Annotated in this window: 19 protein-coding genes; 15 read left to right on the top strand and 4 right to left on the bottom strand. The window is 64.1% G+C overall.

The annotated features are described in order from the left end of the window. Positions 1 to 245: 245 nt before the first annotated feature. Positions 246 to 905: a PEP-CTERM sorting domain-containing protein gene (locus Q0S71_RS08660; protein ID WP_295993978.1), complete on the top strand. Its 660-nt coding sequence runs from the start codon at positions 246 to 248 to the stop codon at positions 903 to 905. Between the two features lie 102 nt (positions 906 to 1,007). On the opposite strand, the gene Q0S71_RS08655 is transcribed toward Q0S71_RS08660, so the two are convergent. After that, the gene (locus tag Q0S71_RS08655; protein ID WP_295993977.1) at positions 1,008 to 2,702 is read right to left on the bottom strand and encodes an MFS transporter; all 1,695 of its coding nucleotides are present in this window, start codon (positions 2,700 to 2,702) and stop codon (positions 1,008 to 1,010) included. Between the two features lie 254 nt (positions 2,703 to 2,956). Here Q0S71_RS08655 and Q0S71_RS08650 point away from each other — a divergent pair, with 254 nt between their 5' ends. The 6 genes from Q0S71_RS08650 to Q0S71_RS08625 all read left to right on the top strand — a co-directional run bounded on the left by Q0S71_RS08650 (position 2,957) and on the right by Q0S71_RS08625 (position 7,766). Continuing rightward, on the top strand, positions 2,957 to 4,135 hold the full coding sequence (locus Q0S71_RS08650) for an acetyl-CoA C-acyltransferase (protein WP_295993976.1): 1,179 nt from the start codon (positions 2,957 to 2,959) through the stop codon (positions 4,133 to 4,135). Between the two features lie 66 nt (positions 4,136 to 4,201). Beyond that, a complete protein-coding gene (locus Q0S71_RS08645; RefSeq protein WP_295993975.1) occupies positions 4,202 to 4,504 on the top strand; it encodes a Dabb family protein in 303 nt (100 codons plus the stop codon). Between the two features lie 55 nt (positions 4,505 to 4,559). Further along, positions 4,560 to 5,342: an SDR family oxidoreductase gene (locus Q0S71_RS08640; protein ID WP_295993974.1), complete on the top strand. Its 783-nt coding sequence runs from the start codon at positions 4,560 to 4,562 to the stop codon at positions 5,340 to 5,342. A gap of 12 nt (positions 5,343 to 5,354) precedes the next feature. Then, a complete protein-coding gene (locus tag Q0S71_RS08635) occupies positions 5,355 to 6,350 on the top strand; it encodes an NADP-dependent oxidoreductase (RefSeq protein WP_295993973.1) in 996 nt (331 codons plus the stop codon). Beyond that, positions 6,350 to 7,273 carry an SDR family oxidoreductase gene (locus Q0S71_RS08630; protein ID WP_295993972.1) on the top strand — a complete coding sequence of 308 codons (924 nt, stop codon included), beginning with the start codon at positions 6,350 to 6,352 and terminating at the stop codon, positions 7,271 to 7,273. The genes Q0S71_RS08635 and Q0S71_RS08630 overlap by 1 nt, the downstream gene beginning before the upstream one ends. A gap of 58 nt (positions 7,274 to 7,331) precedes the next feature. Then, on the top strand, positions 7,332 to 7,766 hold the full coding sequence (locus tag Q0S71_RS08625; protein WP_295993971.1) for a GNAT family N-acetyltransferase: 435 nt from the start codon (positions 7,332 to 7,334) through the stop codon (positions 7,764 to 7,766). Between the two features lie 21 nt (positions 7,767 to 7,787). Here Q0S71_RS08625 and Q0S71_RS08620 read toward each other — a convergent pair whose 3' ends face one another. Genes Q0S71_RS08620 through Q0S71_RS08610 form a run of 3 tightly spaced genes read right to left on the bottom strand, consistent with a single transcriptional unit; the run spans position 7,788 to position 9,875 of the window. Then, positions 7,788 to 8,531, bottom strand: a complete 744-nt coding sequence (locus tag Q0S71_RS08620; protein ID WP_295993970.1) for an NRDE family protein — start codon at positions 8,529 to 8,531, stop codon at positions 7,788 to 7,790. Next, complete coding sequence (locus tag Q0S71_RS08615; protein WP_295993969.1) at positions 8,522 to 8,812, bottom strand: DUF4936 family protein; 291 nt, start codon at positions 8,810 to 8,812, stop codon at positions 8,522 to 8,524. Before Q0S71_RS08615 ends, Q0S71_RS08620 begins: the two co-directional genes overlap by 10 nt. 1 nt (position 8,813) lies before the next feature. Continuing rightward, positions 8,814 to 9,875: a folate-binding protein gene (locus Q0S71_RS08610; RefSeq protein ID WP_295993968.1), complete on the bottom strand. Its 1,062-nt coding sequence runs from the start codon at positions 9,873 to 9,875 to the stop codon at positions 8,814 to 8,816. Between the two features lie 198 nt (positions 9,876 to 10,073). Here Q0S71_RS08610 and mltG point away from each other — a divergent pair, with 198 nt between their 5' ends. The 8 genes from mltG to Q0S71_RS08570 all read left to right on the top strand — a co-directional run. Further along, positions 10,074 to 11,042 (top strand): endolytic transglycosylase MltG, encoded by a 969-nt coding sequence (gene mltG / locus Q0S71_RS08605; protein WP_367185284.1) that lies wholly within the window; start codon positions 10,074 to 10,076, stop codon positions 11,040 to 11,042. 29 nt (positions 11,043 to 11,071) lie between these two features. Continuing rightward, positions 11,072 to 11,689 carry a dTMP kinase gene (gene tmk, locus Q0S71_RS08600; protein WP_295993966.1) on the top strand — a complete coding sequence of 206 codons (618 nt, stop codon included), beginning with the start codon at positions 11,072 to 11,074 and terminating at the stop codon, positions 11,687 to 11,689. A 47-nt stretch (positions 11,690 to 11,736) separates the two neighbouring features. After that, positions 11,737 to 12,774: a DNA polymerase III subunit delta' gene (locus Q0S71_RS08595; RefSeq protein WP_295993965.1), complete on the top strand. Its 1,038-nt coding sequence runs from the start codon at positions 11,737 to 11,739 to the stop codon at positions 12,772 to 12,774. A 10-nt stretch (positions 12,775 to 12,784) separates the two neighbouring features. Beyond that, positions 12,785 to 13,162 (top strand): PilZ domain-containing protein, encoded by a 378-nt coding sequence (locus Q0S71_RS08590; RefSeq protein ID WP_295993964.1) that lies wholly within the window; start codon positions 12,785 to 12,787, stop codon positions 13,160 to 13,162. Between the two features lie 37 nt (positions 13,163 to 13,199). Beyond that, positions 13,200 to 13,718, top strand: coding sequence for a GNAT family N-acetyltransferase (locus Q0S71_RS08585; RefSeq protein ID WP_295993963.1), 519 nt, complete (start codon positions 13,200 to 13,202; stop codon positions 13,716 to 13,718). A 35-nt stretch (positions 13,719 to 13,753) separates the two neighbouring features. After that, the gene (locus tag Q0S71_RS08580) at positions 13,754 to 14,533 is read left to right on the top strand and encodes a TatD family hydrolase (RefSeq protein ID WP_295993962.1); all 780 of its coding nucleotides are present in this window, start codon (positions 13,754 to 13,756) and stop codon (positions 14,531 to 14,533) included. 7 nt (positions 14,534 to 14,540) lie between these two features. Further along, positions 14,541 to 15,221 carry an ankyrin repeat domain-containing protein gene (locus Q0S71_RS08575; protein WP_295993961.1) on the top strand — a complete coding sequence of 227 codons (681 nt, stop codon included), beginning with the start codon at positions 14,541 to 14,543 and terminating at the stop codon, positions 15,219 to 15,221. A 142-nt stretch (positions 15,222 to 15,363) separates the two neighbouring features. Then, on the top strand, positions 15,364 to 15,843 hold a 480-nt coding region (locus Q0S71_RS08570; RefSeq protein WP_295993960.1), incomplete at its 3' end, for a methyltransferase domain-containing protein.

Below are 15,843 nucleotides of genomic sequence, written 5' to 3'. Positions count from 1 at the left end.
CCGCCCGTCGCAAGTGCGCGGGCGGCGGCCTGTGGCATTTAAGTGATGCTTAAAAGAAATGTAGTTGCTGTGTGAGCATCGGGCCGAAAGCATGGGTATAATCCCACCGGCAAATTGTATGAGCGCAACAGTTTCTTCGAGGCCCTAAAAAACGGTTCGAATCGCTTTCGCGTGAGTTTTGCGCGGGACTGGGTAGTTTCCCGCCTGCACGTTAATCCAGATCATCACACTTTTTAAGGTTAATCATGAAACGCATCGTACTCGCAGCAACCCTGGCCATCGCCGCCATCGCCTCGGCCCACGCCGGCACCATCAACGGCCTGGTGAACACCGGCGTCGGCGGCGGCGTCCAGGACTTCAACTACGCGCTGACCTCGGTTCCCAGCGACAGCGGCATCACCAGCACCTTCGGCTACATCTCCAGCGGCAGCGGCTTCCCGTTCGACTACTGGTCGGCCAACGATGCCACCTCCAAGTGGATCACGCCGGCGGCGTCGGCCGCGCAAAGTTTCGACGCCAACCGCGACGGCACTTACACCTACGAGCTGACCTTCAACCTGACCGGCTACAACGCGTCGACCGCCGCTTTCGCCGGCAAGTTCGCCGCCGACAACAGCGCCATCGTCATGCTCAACGGCACCAAGATCGGCGCCGTCAACGGCTTCGGCGGCTTCGGCGCCGACGGTTTCTCGGCCACCGGCAGCGAATTCAAATCCGGCCTGAACACGCTGGACTTCGTCGTCACCAACTTCGCGCTCAACGGCGGCAACCCGACCGGGCTGCGCGTGGAATTCACGTCGTCGAGCGTGATGGCCGCCGTGCCTGAACCAGAAACCTACGGCATGCTGCTGGCCGGCCTGGGCATGATGGGCGTCATCGCCCGTCGCCGCCGCCAGGCAAAATAATCGTTGCGACGGCGCGCCGCCAGCCGGCGCATCGTCGCCGCAGAGGTAAAAAAAGGCCCGGTCATGCAGACCGGGCCTTTTTTGTTTCAGCGCCGCGCCGCGTCAGTCGGCGGCGTAAATGTCATTGTCCTTGGTTTCCTTGACGAACAGCGTGCCGATCACGACGGTCGCCAGCGCGATGCCGATCGGGAACCACAAGCCGTAGTAAATGTCACCCTTGAACGCCACCAGCGCGAACGCCGTGGTCGGCAGCAGGCCGCCGAACCAGCCGTTGCCGATGTGGTAAGGCAGCGACATCGAGGTGTAGCGTATGCGGGTCGGGAACATTTCCACCAGCATGGCGGCGATCGGGCCGTAGACCATCGTCACGTACAGCACCAGGATGAACAGGATCAAGACCATCATCGGCTTGTTGATCTGGTCGGGATCGGCCTTGGCCGGGTAGCCCGCCGCCTTGACGGCGCCGCCGACGGCTTTCTTGAAGTCGCCTTCTTTCTTCTTGCTGTCGGCATCGAAGTTCAGGCCGTCAGGCGTCATCACGGCGTTGAAGGCCGGGATTTCCTTGTCGCCGACCTTGATGCTGGCGACGGTGCCGGCCGGCGCGTCGACCTTGGTGTAGGCCACGGCGGCCTGCGACAGGGCGCCGGTCACGATGTCGCACGAGGAGGCGAATTTCTTGGTGCCGGTCAGGTTGAACTGGAAGTGGCAGGATTCGGGATCGGCCACCACCACCACCGGCGAATTTTTCAGCGCCGCTTCCAGCGCCGGATTGCCGTAGTGGGTCAGCGCGCCGAACAGCGGCATATAGGTCAGCGCGGCGATCAGGCAGCCGCCCAGGATGATGTATTTGCGGCCGATGCGGTCCGACAGCGTGCCGAAGAAGATGAAGAACGGCGTCGCCAGCGCGAGGCCGAAGGCCATCAGGATGTTGGCGGTGGCCAGCTCGATCTTCAGCGTCTGCAACATGAACAGCAGCGCGTAGAACTGGCCGGTGTACCAGACCACGGCCTGGCCCATCGTCAGGCCGATCAGCGCCAGGATCACCACTTTCAGGTTGCGCCACTGGCCGAAGGCTTCGCTCAGCGGCGCCTTCGAGGTCTTGCCTTCGGCTTTCATTTTGGCGAAGGCCGGCGATTCATTCATCGACAAACGGATCCACACCGATACGCCGAGCAGGATCACCGATACCAGGAAGGGCACGCGCCAGCCCCACAGGTTGAATTGCTCCTCGCCGATGGCCAGGCGGGTGCCCAGAATCACCAGCAGCGATAGGAACAGGCCCAGCGTGGCGGTGGTCTGTATCCACGACGTGAACGCGCCGCGCTTGCCTTCCGGCGCGTGCTCGGCCACGTAGGTCGCCGCGCCGCCGTATTCGCCGCCCAGCGCCAGGCCTTGCAGGATGCGGGCGGTAATCAGGATGACGGGGGCGGCGAAGCCGATCGAGGCGTAGTTCGGCAGCAGGCCGACGATGAAGGTCGAGCCGCCCATGATGAGGATGGTGATCAGGAAGGTGTATTTACGGCCTATCATGTCGCCGAGGCGGCCGAACACCAGCGCGCCGAACGGGCGCACGATGAAGCCGGCGGCGAAGGCCAGCAGCGAGAAGATGAAGGTGGTGGTGGGGTCGCCGACGAAGAATTGCTTGCCGATGATGGCGGCCAGGGCGCCGTACAGGTAAAAGTCGTACCACTCGAAAATGGTGCCGAGCGAGGACGCGAAGATGACTTTGCGTTCTTCCGGCGTGATGGCGCCAGCCCGAGGGCTCTTGCGCACACCGGCGGTCGATGTGATGGCCATGATTAGTCTCCAATATAGTTTTATGATTGCTTGAGCGGGCGCGTTAAATTGCACCAGCTTGGACGCAGTGTGGACGCTGAAACTTACGCCATGCTTGCTCTAAACTTACAGCTAACTTACAAATTCATCATGGCGGCAGTGTCGAAATAGGCACTTTAAATTTGCGAACGACCGTACTAAATTATGTTATTCTCGTCATCATTCCTGATCTGACACGGCGCGCCGCGCGCACATAACACTCACTGGAGACTCACATGATAGATGCCGTCATCGTTTCGACCGCCCGCACCGGCCTGGCCAAATCGTGGAAGGGCGCGTTCAACATGACGCACGGCGCCACGCTGGGCGGCCACGTGCTGGCCGCCGCCATCGCCCGCGCCCACATCGAGGCGGGCGAGGTCGAGGACGTGCTGGCCGGGTGCGCCAATCCCGAAGGCGCCACCGGCGGCAATATCGCGCGCCAGATCGCGCTGCGCGGCGGCTGCCCGGTGACGACGGCCGGCATGACCATCAACCGGTTCTGCTCGTCGGGCCTGCAAACCATCGCCACGGCGGCGCAGCGCATCATCGCCGGCGAAGGCGATATCTACGCGGCCGGCGGCGTCGAATCGATCTCGTGCGTCCAGCAAGAGATGAATTTGCATATGTACAAGGAAGTCTGGCTGTCGCAGCACAAGCCGGAAATCTATTGGAGCATGTTGCAGACGGCGGAAACCGTGGCCCAGCGCTACCACATCAGCCGCGAGCGCCAGGATGAATATGGCGCGCAAAGCCAGCAGCGCGCCGCCGCCGCCCAGGCCGCCGGCCTGTTCAACGCGGAAATCGTGCCGATGACGACCGTGATGGGCGTGGCCGACAAGGCCTCCGGCATGGTGCTGAGCCGCGAAGTGACGATCTCGGCCGACGAAGGCATACGCGCCGATACGACGTACGAGGCGGTGGCCAAGATCCGCAGCGCGCTGCCGGGCGGCGTCATCAACGCCGGCAACGCCAGCCAGTTTTCGGACGGCGCCTCGATGGCCATCGTGATGAACGCCAGGGTGGCCGCAGCGAAGGGCTTGCAGCCGCTGGGCATCTTCCGCGGCTACGCCGTCGCCGGTTGCGAGCCGGACGAGATGGGCATCGGCCCGGTGTTCGCGATTCCGAAATTGTTGAAGAAGGCCGGCCTGAAGGTCGACGATATCGGGCTGTGGGAATTGAATGAGGCGTTCGCCGTGCAGGTGCTGTACTGCGCCGATACGCTGGGCATCCCCATGGACCGGCTCAACGTCAACGGCGGCGCGATCGCCGTCGGCCATCCTTACGGCGTGTCCGGCGCGCGGCTGACCGGCCACGCGCTGATCGAGGGCAAGCGCCGCGGCGTGAAATATGTGGTCGTGACGATGTGCATCGGCGGCGGACAGGGCGCGGCCGGCTTGTTTGAGGTGGTTTAATAGAGGCGCTCAACCAGGGCCGCCGACATGCTGGACACCTGCTCTTAACCGCACTGAAAGTATGCCATGATTAAACACATCGTCCTTTGGAAGCTCAAGGAATTCGCCGAAGGTGCCGACCGCGCCGCCAACGCCGTCAAGATGAAGGCCATGCTCGACAGTTGCGCCAACATCGTGCCGGGCATCCTCAAGTTCGAGGCCGTGCTGGCCCAGCCGGGACTGGAAGCAACTTATGACGTGATTTTATATTCCGAATTCGCCGACCAGGCCGCGCTCGACGCGTATCAGGCGCATCCCGAGCATGTCGCCATCAAGCCGTTCGTGGGCGCAGTGCGGGCCGAACGCCAGTGCATGGATTACGCAATCTGACCCCGTCTTAGGCAGGCATCAATCAGGCGGTCACAACAACTAACAAGGACCAGACATGCGCACCACCCAACAATTATTTTCCCTCGCCGGCAAGACGGCGCTGGTCACCGGCGGTTCGCGCGGCCTGGGCTTGCAGATGGCGCTGGCGCTCGGCGAGCAGGGCGCCGACGTTGTGATTTCATCGCGCAAGCAGGCCGAGCTCGACGAGGCGCTGGCCTTCCTGGCCGAACACGGCGTGACCGCCCACGCCATCGCCGCCGACCTGGCGCGCGACGAGCAGGTGACGGCGTTGGTCGACGGCGCCCTGGCCCGCCTCGGCCACATCGACATTGTCATCAACAACGCCGGCGCCAGCTGGGGCGCGCCGGCTGAAGACCACCCGGTCGAGGCCTGGGACAAGGTGATGGACTTGAATATCCGCAGTATCTTCCTGGTGTCGCAGGCCGTCGGCAAGCGCTCGATGATACCGCGCCGCTACGGCCGCATCATCAACATCGCGTCGATCGCCGGCTTGAGCGGCAATCCCGCCGGCACCATGCAAACCATCGCCTACAACACGTCCAAGGGCGCCGTCATCAACTTCACGCGCACGCTGGCCGGCGAGTGGGGCGCTTACGGCATCACGGTCAACGCCATCGCGCCGGGCTTTTTCCCGTCCAAGATGACCAAGGGCATACTCGAAAAGCTGGGCACGGAAACATTGGCCCGGGGCGTGCCGCTGCAACGCATCGGCGACAGCGAGGATTTGAAGGGCGCCACCGTGTTGTTCGCGTCGGACGCGGGCAAGCACATCACCGGCCAGACGCTGGCCGTCGACGGCGGCGTGACGGCGGTTTGACCAGGAGAACTCATGAACACTTATCAACGCATCGTGCTGGCCGAGCGCCCCAGCGGCGCCGTCCAGGCCAGCAATTTCCGACTTGAAACGATGGAGATGCCCGTCATCGGCGACGGCCAGATCCTGATCCGCAACCACTACCTGTCGCTCGATCCGTATATGCGCGGGCGCATGAGCGACGCCAAAAGCTATGCCGCGCCGCAAGCGCTGGGCGAGACCATGATAGGCGGCACGGTCGGCCAGGTGGTGGCGTCCAGGCACGCGAAATTCGCCGTCGGCGATTTCGTCACCGGCATGCTGGGCTGGTCCGAGGTCGGCGTGTCCGACGGCAATCTGCTGCGCAAGCTCGACACCACCCACGTCGCGCTGTCGGCCTACCTGGGCCCGGTCGGCATGCCCGGCATGACGGCGTGGTACGGCTTCCACCAGATCCTGCAAGCCAAGCCGGGCGAAACCGTCGTCGTCAGCGCGGCCAGCGGCGCCGTCGGCAGCGTGGTCGGCCAGCTGGCCAAGCTCAAGGGTTGCCGCGCGGTCGGCATCGCCGGCGGCCGCGACAAGTGCGACTACGTGGTCGACGAACTCGGCTTCGACGCCTGCGTCGACTACAAGGCCGGCCGCCTCGACGCCGACCTCGCCGCCGCCACGCCGGACGGCATCGACGCCATCTTTGAAAACGTCGGCGGCGCCGTGTTCGACGCGGCGCTGGCGCGCACCAACGCCTTCGGCCGCGTCGCGCTGTGCGGCATGATCGCCGGCTACAACGGCGACGACGTGCCGATCAGGAACGCCCGCACGCTGCTGACCAACCGTTTGACGCTGCGCGGCTTCATCGTCTCCGAACACATGGATTTGTGGCCGCAGGGCCTGGGCGAACTGGGCGCGTTGGTCGCGTCCGGCCAGCTGAAATACCGGGAATCGGTGGCGCCGGATCTGGCGGCCGCACCGCAGGCGTTCATGGGTCTGCTGCAAGGCCATAACTTCGGCAAACAACTGGTGAAACTGATCTGATGAAAAATTTCCAGGATAAAGTAGCAGTCATCACGGGCGGCGCGAGCGGGCTGGGCAGGGAATTCGCCAACGTGGCCGCCGGGCTGGGCATGAAGCTGGTGCTGGCCGACGTGCAGCGCGACGCGCTCGACCGCGCCCGCGCCGAATTGAGCGCCGAGGGCGCCGACGTGGTCGCCATGCTGTGCGACGTGCGCAAGGGCGAGCAGGTGCAGGCCCTGGCCGACGCCGCCATCGCCAACTTCGGCGCCGTCCATCTCGTGTTCAACAATGCCGGCGTCGGTTCCGGCGGCTTGATCTGGGAAAACACGGAAGCCGATTGGGAGTGGGTGCTGGGCGTCAACGTCTGGGGCGTGATCCACGGCGTGCGCATCTTCACCCGGCTGATGCTGGCCGCCGCCGCCGAGGACGCCTCGTTCGAGGGCCACATCGTCAACACGGCGTCGATGGCCGGCCTGCTCAACGCGCCGGCCATGGGCGTCTACAACGTGTCCAAGCACGCCGTGGTGGCGCTGACGGAAACCCTGTACCAGGACTTGCAGCTGGTCGGCGCCCCCATAGGCGCGTCCGTGCTGTGCCCGTACTTTGTACCGACCGGCATCAGCCAGTCGCACCGCAACCGGCCCGACGACGTGCGCATGACGCAGGGCCCGACGGCCAGCCAGCTGGCGGCGCAGGCGATGACGGACAAGGCCGTCGCCTCCGGCAAGGTGTCGGCTGCCGACGTGGCCGAGCTGACGTTCAAGGCCATCGCCGACGGCCAGTTCTACATCTACTCGCATCCGGGCGCGCTGGCCGGCGTGCAGGACCGGATGGCCGATATCATTGAACAGCGCAATCCCGGCGACCCCTATCACGCCACGCCGCAGGTGCGCGAGGCGCTGCGCAGCAAAATGAAGGCGGGCGCTGGCAAGGCGGCCGGCTGACGTGCGACAATCGTGGCGGAGCAATGTCGCTCCGCAAATTATTTTTTATTCAGGCACGATGACCATATCCACCAAGCACGATATCCGCTTCGGCGACTGGAGCGCCCTCGGCGCCGACGCCAGGACCATCCGTTTTGAAGTGTTCGTGGAGGAGCAGAAAGTGCCCGCCGAAATCGAGCTCGACGACATGGACGCGGTCTGCCTCCACGCCGTTGCCTACGACGCGGCCGGCACGCCGGTCGGCACCGGCCGTTTGCTGCCGGATGGCCACATCGGCCGCATGGCGGTGCGGGCCGTCGCGCGCGGCACCGGCGTCGGCGGCGCCCTGCTGCAAGCGCTGATGGCGCAGGCGCGCGTGCGCGGCGACGTGCAAGTGGTGCTCAGCGCGCAAACCCAGGCCGCGCCGTTTTATCTGCGGCACGGCTTCGCCATCGATGGCGAGGAGTTTTTCGAGGCCGGCATCGCCCACATCGAGATGCGGCGGATTTTCTGAATCGACCGCAGAATCGACCGACTACTGGATCAGCATCTCGCGCAGCACGGCCGGGGCGGCATCGTACAGTTTGACCACGGTCGAGGTACGGGTGCCGTAGCCCGGCGTTTCGATGCGCACCGCCGACAGCACGCGCTCGAGGTCGAGCGGCACGCCGGTGTCGGGCAGGCGCTGGTCGGGCGCGGGCGTGGTGTCGGCCAGCATTTCGAAGTAGGCGTCCTCCGGCGCGCCCAGGCACAGCAGGCTGGCGAACTGGGCCTTGGTTTTCAGCACTTTGGGCCACGGCGCGTCCAGCAGCGCGTTCGACAGGCCGTAGATGCCCGGCGTTAGCGGCTGGCCGTTGCGCGGATCGTGCTGGCCCTTGTTCGAATACCAGATCAGCGTGTCGCGGTCGCCCAGCACCAGGTTGTAGCCGTTGTAGGCGTCGCCGCCGGCGCGCAGCGTCTCGACATAATCCTGCGCCGACATGCCGCCGGCCAGATAGTCGGCCACCAAGTGGCCGCGCGATGGCGCGTCGTCGCGGTGTTCGGCCGGCGCGCGGATATTGGTGATGGCGGCGAAGCGCGCCGACGCCGCGCCGTCGTCGCCCTGGCGGATGCCCATCCAGCTGCCGCCGGCCTTTAAATCGCGGCCGGCGTAAATGTGCGGGTGCTCGGGCCAGGCCGAGGCGGGCGCCGTGGCGCGGGCGTAAAATTCGTCGCGGTTGGCGGCGGCGATCAGCGGGATGCCCGGGATAACTTGCCAGGCAAAAACAATCAGGCACATGGGAAGAGATCCGTGAAAACTTCGGTGTGGCGCGGGCCGGCGGTCCACGCGGACAAGCCGGCTTGTTCGACGGCGGCGTGCAAGGCGCCGACGAACTCGTCGCCGACGGCCGGATAGACTTCCATCCAGGTTTGCAAGCCGTCCCTGGCCTCGGGCCGGCGCTTGAGCTGGGCGCTCACGCCGTGCGACTTGGCCAGCCGCGCCTGCATGGCCACCACCATCGCCTGCAGCGCGGACGCGTCGGCGTCGCGCACTTGATAATAAATGTACAGGTCGTTCATGTCAGAGGTCGAGTTTGTCCAGCGCGTAGGGCATGGGCAGGAAGGTGAGCGCCGGACCGTCGGCCGCGCCGTAGCGCACGGCGGCCGTGTCGATGGCGGCCAACTTCATTTCGACCAGCGCGTTGACGCCGCCGGCACCGTTGGGCGCGGCGTTGACGATCATGCCGCAAGGCTGCTCGGGATCGGACTCGGCAAACACTTCGGCGCCGGCCGCCGCGCCGGCATCGGGAATGCTGACGAGCGTGGTGCGGCGTTTCAGCTTGCCCAGATACTGGCTGCGGGCGACGATTTCCTGGCCCGGATAGCATCCCTTCTTGAAATTGACGCCGCCCAGCAGCTCGTAATTGACCATCTGCGGCACGAACTGTTCTTGCGTCGCGGCAGAAATCTGCGGCACGCCGGCGTGGATGTCGGACAAATGCCAGGCGTCGTTGCCGCCGGCCGTGAGGCGCTCGGCCAGCAGCGGCCACACGGTTTGCGCGGTCGCGGCCGACATCAGCCACTGGTAGCGCGGCGCGCCGAAGGCGTCGGCGACGCGGATCAGCGTACCCATGGCATGATCGAGCTTGCCGTACGGCGCGGCGGGCAGGGCGTCGAACCACTGCGCCAGCGAGGCTTGCGCCAGGCCGCCGCCGAGGCCGAGCACGACCGCGTTGGCGTCGAGTCCGGTCGCGTCGCTGAGTTTGGTCTTGGCGCGCATGACGAACATTTGCAAGCGCTTTTGCAGCGGCGCCTGGATCGCGCGCGGCAGTTGCAGGAAGATGGTGCCGGCATCGCGCCACATCAGGAAGGACGCCATCAGCCGGCCCTTGGGCGAGCAATAGCCGGCCAGGCGGGCTTCGGCCGGTCCCAGGTGTTCGACGTCGTTGGTCAACTGATTGTGCAGGAAGGCGGCCGACTCCTCGCCGTTCAGGGCGATCAGGCCGAGATCGCTGATCGGCGCGACGAAGCCGATGGCCAGCTCGGCGGCGCCGAGCGCGCGGCCGAAGTCCAGCGCCTGCTCCGGCGCCGAGGGGGCGACGCGGGCGCCGTGCGACAGTAATAGTTGATTCCAGGTAGTCATAATTTCCAATAATTTGACGATTAAAGCATTATCATTACGGGCTCATTATAGTGATGTCGCGAAAAGTGCGTCGGATACCGCTCAAATACTGGCTGCGCGGCAATACTGGCCGACATCGCACGAGCGCTGTTACTGAAGCACACATTGAATAAACGTGAATAAACGATTTGGCGCGCAACGATGGCATTGATAAAAAAAATGATGGTGTGGGGAACGCTGGCGGCGGTCGCGGCGGGCGGCTATTTCGCCTATTGGGCCCGCAGGCCCATCACGACCGACGAGCCGGCGATCGCCTTCACCATCGCCGCCGGCAGCGGCGCCGGCACGGCCAGCCAGCAGATGGCCGACGCCGGCGTGCCGGTGCCGCCCATTTTGTTCAACCTGCTGGCCCGCTTCACCGGCAAGAGTTCGCGCCTCAAGGCCGGCGCCTACGAACTGAAGCCTGGCACCACGCCGCTGCGGCTGATACAGCAACTGGTGCGCGGCGAATTCGCCCAGGAATCGCTGACCATCATCGAAGGCTGGACCTTCAAGCAGATGCGCCTGGCGATGGCCGCCCACAAGGGTTTGAAACACGACACGCTGGCCCTGTCCGACAAGGAACTGATGGCCCTGGTCACGCCCGACTTCCGCCGTCCCGAAGGCTTGTTCTTCCCGGATACCTATCTGTTCGCCAAGAACGCCAGCGACCTGCAAATCTTTAAGCAGGCCCATGCGATGATGCTCAGCCACTTGGCCGAGGCCTGGGACAAGCGCGACCCGTCGCTGCCGTATAAAACGCCGTACGAGGCGCTGACCATGGCCTCCATCGTCGAAAAGGAAACCGGCCAGAAATCCGAGCGCACCATGATCGCCGCCGTGTTCGTCAACCGCCTGAAGCTGGGCATGATGTTGCAAACCGACCCGACCGTGATCTACGGCATGGGCGACAAATACGACGGCAAGATCCACAAACGCGATCTGGAAACCGACACCCCGTACAATACGTACACGCGCAACGGCTTGCCGCCGACGCCAATCTCGCTGCCGGGCGTGCAATCGCTGACGGCGGCGCTGGCGCCGGCCAAGTCGCAAGCTTTGTATTTTGTGTCGCGCGGCAACGGCACCAGCCAGTTTTCCTATAATTTGAACGACCACAATCGGGCCGTGAATCAATATCAACGCTAATTTTGACCATCCATGGGCAGCACAGTTTCATGACACCAGTACGCGGTAAATTCATCACCTTTGAAGGCATAGACGGCGCCGGCAAATCGACCCACATCGGCTTCGTGTCCGACTACGTGCGCGCGCGCGGCCACGCGCTGATCGCCTCGCGCGAACCGGGCGGCACGCCGCTGGGTGAAAAGCTGCGCGAGCTGGTGCTGCATGAAAAGATGCACCTGGAAACGGAAGCGCTGCTGATGTTCGCCAGCCGCCGCGAAAACCTGGCCCAGCTGATCGAGCCGGCCCTGGCGCGCGGCGACTGGGTCATCACCGACCGCTTCACCGACGCCAGCTTCGCCTACCAGGGCGGCGGCCGCGGCCTCGACCTGCGCAAGCTGGAAGCGCTGGAGCAATGGGTCCATCCCGATTTGCAGCCGGACCTGACCTTTTTGTTCGACGTGCCGCTGGAAGTGGCGCGGGCCCGCCTCGACGCCACCCGCGCGCTCGACAAATTCGAGCAGGAACAGTCCGATTTCTTTTTCGCCGCCCGCCAGGAGTATCTGCGCCGCGCCGCGCAGTTCCCGCAGCGCTTCCACGTGATCGATTCGACCCAGCCCATCGCGCAGATACAAGTGCAGCTGCTGGCGATACTCGATCAGGCGTTCTAACTTCAAAAGCATTGCATAAGTACTTGTTTTAAAACAGAATAACGATCATGAGCAATTCTATCTATCCGTGGCAGGAAAATTCCTGGCAGCAGCTGCAACTGCTGCGCCAGCGCATGCCGCACGCCATCCTGTTTCATGGCGCGGCCGGGATAGGCAAGGCCAATTTCATCGAGCTGTTCGCGCAGGGCTTGCTGTGCGAAGCCGTGCTGGCCGACGGCCACGCCTGCGGCCGCTGCGCCTCCTGCGGCTGGTTTTCGCAGCACAACCATCCCGATTACCGCCGCGTGCGGCCCGAGGCGCTGGAGGAGGACTTGCCGGCCGACGGCGAGGAGGGCGGCGACGCCGACGCCAAGAAGACGGCCAAGTCGGCCAAGGCGCCATCGAAGGAAATCAAGATCGAGCAGATCCGCGCGCTGGCCGATTTCATGAACATTTCCACCCACCGCCAGGGTTTGCGCGTGGTGGTGCTGTATCCGGCCGAGGCGCTCAATCTGCCGGCCTCGAACGCGCTGCTGAAAACGCTGGAGGAGCCGCCGCCGGGCACGGTTTTCCTGCTGGCGTCGAACAGCCTGGACCGCCTGCTGCCGACGATATTGTCGCGCTGCCGCAAGTTCGCCATGACCATGCCGAGTCACGAGCAGGCCCTGGCCTGGCTCAAGGCGCAGGGCGTGGCCGACGCCGACAGCTGGCTCAGCGAGCAGGGCGGCGCGCCGCTGGCCGCGCTGGCGCAGGCCGAATCGGGCAATCGCGACGACATGGACGCGCTGTTGCAGGTGCTGGCCCGCCCCAGCGTCGAGGGCGCGCTGAAAACGGCCGATAAATTGCAGAAAGTGCCGTTGGCGGCCCAAGTTTCCTGGTTGCAGCGCTGGCTTTACGATATGTTTTCCTACAAACTGGCGGGCAGCGTGCGGTATTATCCGCGCTACCGCAAGGAAGTGGCGGCGCTGGCCGACAAAGTGCACGTCAGCCGCCTGCTGGCCGCCCTGAAAAGCGCCAACGACCGTCGCGCGACGGCCGACCATCCGCTGTCGCCCAAATTATTCATCGAGGATATGTTGCTCGACTACACCGCTTGCTGTACATGAAAGGACTTGAATGAGCGCCAGCCCTATTGATCCGTCCACGGTGCCGATTGCGCGGCCGACGGTGCTGTCGCTGGCCATCAAGGAAAAGGCCGCGCTGTACGCGGCTTACATGCCGTTCCTGAAAAACGGCGGCATGTTTGTGCCGACCCAGAAACCCTACAAGATCGGCGATGAAATCTACCTGATCCTGGGGCTGATGGACGACCCCAACAAATATCCCATCGCCGGCAAGGTGGCCTGGATCACGCCGCCGGGCGCCAACAACAACAAGGCGCAAGGCATAGGCGTGCATTTCCCGGACGACGACAGCGGCCACCGCACCCGGCTGCGCATCGAGGAAATCCTCGGCGCCGCCCTGCGCTCGTCGCGCGCCACGCACACCCTGTAACCGTCGCTGTAATTTTTATATCTTCTACGCCCGCTTTATGACCGCCTTCCGCCACCGCATCGCCACCCTCGACGACCTCGCCACCATCGTTGCCATCTACAACAGCACCATCGCCTCGCGCGAAGTGACGGCCGACACCGAGCCGGTCACGACGGAGTCGCGCATGGGCTGGTTCCTCGACCACCCGCCCACGCGGCGTCCGCTGTGGGTGATCGAGCGGGCCGGCGACGACGCGGCGCGGCCGGAGATCCTGGGCTGGGTGTCGTACTCGAATTTCTACGGCCGCCCGGCCTATTCCGGCACCGCCGAAGTGTCGATCTACATCGCCGAAGCGTGGCGCGGCAAGGGCCTGGGGCGTTACTGCCTGGAACAGGCGATGGCGTTCGCGCCGCAGATCGAGGTCCACACCTTGCTCGGCTTCATCTTCGGCCACAACGCCGCCAGCCTCGGCCTGTTCGCCCAATATGGCTTCAGCACTTGGGCCCAGTTACCGAAAGTGGCCAACCTGGACGGCATCGAGCGCGACCTCATCATCGTGGGCAAGCGCGTGGTCTGAGGTTTTTCGGCGCACGCCGGGTTACAATTGCGGCCATGTATATCGATTCCCATTGCCACATCAATTTCCCCGAGCTGGCCGCTCGCATGCCCGAGATTCTCGCCAAAATGGCCGAGAACCACGTCACACACGCGCTGTGCGTGTCGGTGGACTTGCCAGACTTTCCGCAAGTGCTGGCCTTGGCCGAACAATATCCCCACATCTACGCTTCGGTCGGCGTCCATCCTGATTATGAGGACACGCCGGAACCGTCGGTCGAGCAGCTGGTCGCGTTAGCCGACAATCCGCGCATCATCGCCATCGGCGAAACCGGCCTCGATTATTTCCGCCTGACGGGCGACCTGGAGTGGCAGCGCGAGCGCTTCCGCACCCACATCAAAGCATCAAGAATCACGCGCAAGCCCTTGATTATCCACACAAGATCGGCCAGCGAAGACACCATACGCATCATGCGCGAAGAGGGCGCCGGCACCGAGGCGGGTGGCGTGGCCGGTGTCATGCATTGCTTCACCGAATCGCTGGAAGTGGCCAAGGCCGCCATCGCCATGGGCTTTTACATTTCCTTCTCCGGCATCGTGACGTTTAAAAGCGCCAAGGATTTGCAGGCGGTGGCGCTGGAAGTGCCGCTCGAGCGCATCCTGATCGAAACCGATTCGCCGTATCTGGCGCCGGTGCCGCACCGCGGCAAGATGAACGAGCCCGGTTTCGTGGCCCACGTCGCCGAATACATCGCCAAGTTGAAAGGCGTGCCCCTGGAGCAGGTCGCGCAGCAGACGACGGATAATTTCTTCAAATTATTCAACGTGGTACGCTGATATCCTCATGCTCATGCTCAAGCTCAAGCTCAAGCTCAAGCTCAAATATACCGGGGCGTTGCTGTTGCTGGCGGGAAGCTTGAACGCGGCCCATGCCGACGATGCCGTCGACTTCTTCCGCGCCGCCCAGATCGACAATGTCGTCGGCGTAAAAGAAGTGCTGGCGGCCGGCCTGAATCCGAATCTGCACGCGCTCGGCGACGGCGAAACGGGCTTGATCGTCGCCCTGCGCTACGACGGCATGAGGGTGGTCCAGCTGCTGCTGGCGCAGCCGGCCATCGACCTCGAAGCGAAGGCCGACAACGGCAACACGGCGCTGATGATGGCCGCCTTCCGTCAAAACAAGGCGGCCGTGCAGGCGCTGCTGGCGCACGGCGCCCACGTCAACCAGCCCGGCTGGACGGCTTTGCATTACGCGGCGGCCGCCGGCGCCGACGACATCTTGCCGCTGCTGCTGGCCGAACACTCGAACGTCGACGCCGAGTCGCCCAGCGGCATGACGCCCTTGATGATGGCCGCGCGCGAAGGCCAGGAGCAGGCCGTGGCCGTGCTGCTGGAGCAGGGCGCCGACCCGGCCCGCCAGGATCGCGGCTTCCACCTGACCGCCGCCGGCTTCGCCGAAAAGGCCGACAAGCCGTGGATCGCCCGCCAGATCGCGAACTTCCAGGCCGCCCATCCGGCGCGCTGACGGCCGCGTTTTCATTTCCGCAAGACACTGAATTGGCAGGTTTTTCCCGTCTAGCTCATCGTTTAACTTGGACACATAGTTAACGATAATGGTTTCCGTCGCGTTGATTCCTAAACGCAATGCGCACCGACAAGGGAAAACCATGCTGAACGAGCGAGAAATCGAAAGTTGTTATCTGGGACAATTCATTCCAGTCCATTACCATCACAATATGTTGATGGACCAGAACCGCATGCATGGCTTCAAGTCGGCCATCGACTATGCCGTCAAGCCGGGCGCCAAGGTGCTCGAACTGGGCGGCGGCACGGGCGTGTTGTCGTGGTTCGCGGCCGCCAAGGCCGAGAAAGTGTATTGCGTGGAATTCAATCCCGACATGGTCAAGGAAGCGCGCAAGATGCTGGCGCTGAACCCGAACGGCCACAAGGTCGAGGTGATCCATGCCGACGCCTTCGAATACCTGCCGCCGGAGCCGGTCGACGTGGTGATCTGCGAGATGATCCATGTCGGCATGTTGCGCGAGAAGCAGGTGGAAGTGATCGAATCGTTCAAGCGCCGCTACATCGAGCGCTTCGGCGGCCCGCTGCCGGTGTTCCTGCCGGAAGCGGTCATCATGGCGGTCCAG

Source organism: Rugamonas sp. (assembly GCF_025354735.1).
Taxonomy (GTDB): Bacteria; Pseudomonadota; Gammaproteobacteria; order Burkholderiales; family Burkholderiaceae_D; genus Rugamonas.
The sequence above is the reverse complement of the archived record's forward strand: the minus strand, read 5'-3'. Positions and strand labels throughout refer to the sequence as shown.

Bases quoted from the DNA above. Each gene is read 5' to 3' on its own strand.
- Q0S71_RS08660 (WP_295993978.1), top strand. From the start codon at position 246: ATGAAACGCATCGTACTCGCAGCAACCCTGGCCATCGCCGCCATCGCC.
- Q0S71_RS08655 (WP_295993977.1), bottom strand. From the start codon at position 2,702: ATGGCCATCACATCGACCGCCGGTGTGCGCAAGAGCCCTCGGGCTGGC.
- Q0S71_RS08650 (WP_295993976.1), top strand. From the start codon at position 2,957: ATGATAGATGCCGTCATCGTTTCGACCGCCCGCACCGGCCTGGCCAAA.
- Q0S71_RS08645 (WP_295993975.1), top strand. From the start codon at position 4,202: ATGATTAAACACATCGTCCTTTGGAAGCTCAAGGAATTCGCCGAAGGT.
- Q0S71_RS08640 (WP_295993974.1), top strand. From the start codon at position 4,560: ATGCGCACCACCCAACAATTATTTTCCCTCGCCGGCAAGACGGCGCTG.
- Q0S71_RS08635 (WP_295993973.1), top strand. From the start codon at position 5,355: ATGAACACTTATCAACGCATCGTGCTGGCCGAGCGCCCCAGCGGCGCC.
- Q0S71_RS08630 (WP_295993972.1), top strand. From the start codon at position 6,350: ATGAAAAATTTCCAGGATAAAGTAGCAGTCATCACGGGCGGCGCGAGC.
- Q0S71_RS08625 (WP_295993971.1), top strand. From the start codon at position 7,332: ATGACCATATCCACCAAGCACGATATCCGCTTCGGCGACTGGAGCGCC.
- Q0S71_RS08620 (WP_295993970.1), bottom strand. From the start codon at position 8,531: ATGTGCCTGATTGTTTTTGCCTGGCAAGTTATCCCGGGCATCCCGCTG.
- Q0S71_RS08615 (WP_295993969.1), bottom strand. From the start codon at position 8,812: ATGAACGACCTGTACATTTATTATCAAGTGCGCGACGCCGACGCGTCC.
- Q0S71_RS08610 (WP_295993968.1), bottom strand. From the start codon at position 9,875: ATGACTACCTGGAATCAACTATTACTGTCGCACGGCGCCCGCGTCGCC.
- mltG (WP_367185284.1), top strand. From the start codon at position 10,074: ATGATGGTGTGGGGAACGCTGGCGGCGGTCGCGGCGGGCGGCTATTTC.
- tmk (WP_295993966.1), top strand. From the start codon at position 11,072: ATGACACCAGTACGCGGTAAATTCATCACCTTTGAAGGCATAGACGGC.
- Q0S71_RS08595 (WP_295993965.1), top strand. From the start codon at position 11,737: ATGAGCAATTCTATCTATCCGTGGCAGGAAAATTCCTGGCAGCAGCTG.
- Q0S71_RS08590 (WP_295993964.1), top strand. From the start codon at position 12,785: ATGAGCGCCAGCCCTATTGATCCGTCCACGGTGCCGATTGCGCGGCCG.
- Q0S71_RS08585 (WP_295993963.1), top strand. From the start codon at position 13,200: ATGACCGCCTTCCGCCACCGCATCGCCACCCTCGACGACCTCGCCACC.
- Q0S71_RS08580 (WP_295993962.1), top strand. From the start codon at position 13,754: ATGTATATCGATTCCCATTGCCACATCAATTTCCCCGAGCTGGCCGCT.
- Q0S71_RS08575 (WP_295993961.1), top strand. From the start codon at position 14,541: ATGCTCATGCTCAAGCTCAAGCTCAAGCTCAAGCTCAAATATACCGGG.